The organism is Streptomyces sp. NPDC031340 (assembly GCF_055569945.1).
The window spans coordinates 1-4,301 of sequence record NZ_JBVIIE010000119.1; the positions used below are offsets into that span (position 1 = coordinate 1).

Below are 4,301 nucleotides of genomic sequence, written 5' to 3' on the forward strand. Positions count from 1 at the left end.
CGCACCGCCCGCGAGCGCATACTCTGCGAAGTGTTCGCCGACGTCCTGGGCACACCGGACATCGGCGTCGACGACAACTTCTTCGAACTCGGCGGGGACAGCATCATGTCCCTCCAGGTCGTCGCCCGGGCGCGTGAGGCCGGACTCCGGATCAGCGCACGCGACGTGTTCGAACGCCGAACGGTGGCCGCGTTGGCCGAGGCGTGCCACGACACGCCCGGGGATCGGACGCCGACGGCGCACGACGAGGGCACGGGTCCCGTGCCCTCGCTCCCGGTCATGCACCAGCAGCGCGAAAGCGGTGGCCGGCTGGCCGATTTCCACCAGTGCGTCCTGCTGACCGTTCCGGCCGGGCTGGGCGAGAACCACCTCATCGACGCCGTCCAGGCTCTGCTGGACCACCACGACGCCCTCCGGCTGCGCGTGGACGCGGCCGACGACGGGCGACGGTGGGACCTCACGGTCGGGCGACGGGGAAGCACGGACGCGGGAAGGCGGATCGTGCACCGCGTGATCGTCCCGGACACCGGGACGGACCCCCTTCCGGACAGCCTGGCGGATCCCGTGATCGCGCGGCACGCCCAGGAAGCCGCCGGGCGGTTGTCGCCCGAGGACGGTGTCATGGTCCAGGCGGTGTGGTTCGACGCGGGACCGCGACGGGCCGGGCGGCTGCTCCTGACGATTCACCACCTGTGCGTCGACGGGGTGTCCTGGCGGATCCTCCTGCCCGACCTCCGGACCGCCTGGGAGGCGCTGTCCGCCGGCCGGCCCGCCTCCCTCCCCCCGGTACCGGTGTCCTTCCGGCGCTGGGCCGAGCACCTGACGGCGCAGGCGCAGGAACCCGAGGTACTCGCTGAACTGCCCTACTGGACAGGGGTACTGGAGGAGTCCGGCCCGCTGTTCGAGGATTACGCCTCCGATGCCGCCGGCGGCAGGTTCACCGTCTCTCTCCCCGCGCCCCTCACCACCGTGCTGCTGTCCGAGACGCCCGCCGCCTTCCACGGAGGGGTGAACGACGTACTGCTGGGCGCGCTCGGGGTGGCGGTGCACCGGTGGCGCCGGGCACACGGTACGGAGACGAGCCAGGACGTGCTGGTCGACGTGGAGAGCCACGGCCGTACCCCGTACGGAAGCGACCGGCCCGGCCTGGACCTGTCCCGTACCGTCGGCTGGTTCACCTCGATACACCCCGTGCGACTGCCGGCCGGGGACAACGACCCCTCGGCCGCTGTCAAGAGGGTCAAGGAGGAGCTGCGGTCGGTCCCCGGCGAGGGCCTGGGGTACGGGCTGCTGCGCCACCTCAACCCACGCACCGCCGCGCTGCTCTCCCGGGCACCCAGGGCACAGGTCCTGTTCAACTACCTGGGCCGTCCCGAAGCGGTCTCCGGCACCGCCGACGAACGTCCCTGGGAGCCGGCCGACGTCGGCGCCGGTGACGACGGGCCCTCGACGCACTGCCTGGAAATCAACGCCCTCGCCGTCCGGACGCCCGACGGCCCCGCCCTGATCACGACGTGGTCCTGGGCCGCGCAGGCCCTGACGGAGCGGGAGGTGCGGGAACTGGCCGACCACTGGACGGACGCCTTGCGTGACGTGGTCAGCGGCCCCCGAGGCGGTCACACCCCGTCCGACTTCCCGCTCGTGGAACTGGACCAGGCGGGCGTCGAGCGGCTGGAGGCCGCCCATCCTGGCCTGGAGGACGTACTGCCGCTCTCCCCGATCCAGGAAGCCTTCCTGTTCCACGCGGCGCTGGACGCACATGGCACCGACACCTATACCGCCCAGCTGCGCCTGGAACTCGACGGGGCGCTCGACGAGCGGTTGATGCGGGCGGCGTGGACGGTTCTCCTGCGCCGGCACCCCAATTTGCGCGCCGCCTTCCTGGCGGACTCCGGTGCCGGCGCTCCCGTCCAGGTGGTGCTGCCCGATCCGGAACTCCCCTGGAAGACGGTCGACCTGTCCGGCCTGCCGGAGCCGGAAAAGCGCACGGCCCTGGACCGGCTGGCGCGCAAGGAACGCGGCGAGCGCTTCGACATGGCCCGCCCGCCGCTGCTGCGGGTGGCGTCGGTCCGTCTCGACGCGCGCCGGCACGTCCTGCTGCTGACCAACCAGCACATCCTGCTGGACGGCTGGTCCACGCCGGTCCTCCTACGAGAACTGTTCACGCTGTACGCGTCGGGCGCGGACCCCCGGCACCTGTCGCGGACCACCCCGTACGGCGCCTACCTGGCCTGGCTGGCGGACCGTGACCGGGACGCGGCGCGCGACGTGTGGCGGGAGGCCCTGCGCGGGGTCGACGGGCCCACCGAGCTCGCCGGTGCGCTGCGCGGGCCTGCCGGGCACACGGAGCCCGCCACGCCCAAGGGGCCGGCGGACGGGAACGGCACCGACCACTTCGACCTCGTCCTGTCCGCGGACAGCGTCGCCGCCCTGCGCGACCTCACCCGTGCCAGGGGGCTGACGCCCAACACGGTGATGCAGACCGCCTGGGCACTGCTGCTCAGCCGTTTCACCGGACGGCAGGACGTGGTCTTCGGCGCCACCGTCGCCGGCCGGCCGCCGGAGCTGCCCGGCGCCGAATCCATGATCGGCCTGTTCATCAACACCCTGCCGGTCAGGGTCCGGCTCGATCCCCGGGAGACGGTCGCCGCACTGCTGGCGCGGGTGCAGGGCGAACAGGCCGCGCTGCTGGCCCACCAGCACCTGGGCCTGGCCGACATCACCCGGTGCGCCGGCCACGACCGGCAGCTGTTCGACACGCTGCTGGTCTTCGAGAACTACCCGGTCGACCGCGCCGCGCTCCCGTCCCCGGACGGAGCGCTGCGGCTGACCGGCGTGCAGGGCCACGAGAGCACCCACTATCCCCTGAGCGTCGTGGTGCACGAGGGGAGCACCGTCCGCTTCGGCTATCGCACGGACGCCTTCGACCGGGCGACCGTGGAGCGTCTGGCCGGAGATTTCGCGCAACTGCTGGAGGCCCTCACCGCCCACCCCGACCGTGCCGTCCGCCGCGTTTCCGCGCCGAGCGGCATCGAAGCCCACGGAGCGCCCGCCCAGCGGCAGGCGCCGGCGGTGGCTGTGCCACAGGCCGCCACCCTGCCCGCGGCGTTCGCCGCACGGGCGGCCCGCGATCCGCGGGCGATCGCGGTCACCTGCGGCGACCAGCACATCGGCTACGCCGAACTGGACGAACGTTCCAACCGGTTGGCCCGTCTGCTCATCGAGGCCGGGGTGGGGCCGGAGACGCTGGTCGCCGTGGTGATGGAGCGCTCGGTCGATCTGGTGGTGGCCCTGCTGTCGGTCCTCAAGGCAGGTGGCGCCTACGTGCCGATCGATCCGGCATACCCGGCGGAGCGCATCGCCGACGTGGTGGCGGATGTGCGCCCCCTCGTGGTCCTCGCCGGCGAATCACGGGGGCGGACCTGGTTCGAAGCCGTCCCGGGCGACCCGCTGTGGCTGTGCTGGGACGACGAGGACGTGCGGGCCCGGGCGGCCGCCCAGGACGCCGGAGCGGTCACCGACGCCGACCGCCGGGCGCCCCTGCTGCCGGCCCACCCCGCCTACGTGATCCACACCTCCGGCTCCACCGGCCGCCCCAAGGGCGTGGTGGTGCCGCACCAGAACGTGACCCGCCTGTTCGCCGCCACCGACACGTGGTACGGCTTCGGACCGGATGACGTCTGGCCGTGGTTCCACTCCTACGCCTTCGACTTCTCGGTGTGGGAGCTGTGGGGGGCTCTGCTGTACGGCGGCCGGCTGGTCATCGTTCCGTTCGACGTGTCCCGGTCTCCGCGCGACTTCCTCGACCTCCTCGTCCGTGAGCGCGTGACGGTTCTGAACCAGACACCGTCGGCGTTCTACGCACTCATGCGGGCCGAGGCCGAAGCCAGGACCGGGGGGCGGGAACCCGCTTCCCGGCCGGCACTGCGCACCGTGATCTTCGGCGGGGAGGCGCTCGACGCGGCACGCCTCAGGGACTGGTACGCCTGCCACCCGGACGACACGCCGGCCCTGGTGAACATGTACGGCATCACCGAGACGACGGTGCACGCCACTTACCTCCCACTGTCCGCCGGGGACGCGGAGGGAACCGCTCAGGGAGCGATCGGCCACGGCATCCCGGGACTGCGCCTCCACGTGCTGGACGGGTGGCTGCGTCCGGTGCCGCCGGGCGTGGTGGGCGAGCTGTACGTGGCGGGAGGGCAACTGGCCCGCGGGTATCTGGGGCGGCCGGGGCTGACGGCGGAGCGCTTTGTTGCCGATCCCTTCGGTCCGCGGGGAAGCCGTATGTACCGTACCGG

General features: G+C 72.7%; 1 protein-coding gene. It reads left to right on the top strand.

Going from position 1 to position 4,301, the window contains the following annotated elements:
• Nucleotides 1–30 precede the first annotated feature (30 nt).
• A partial coding sequence (locus tag ACZ5GT_RS40590) for an amino acid adenylation domain-containing protein (protein ID WP_469036935.1) occupies nucleotides 31–4,301 on the top strand: 4,271 nt, incomplete at its 3' end.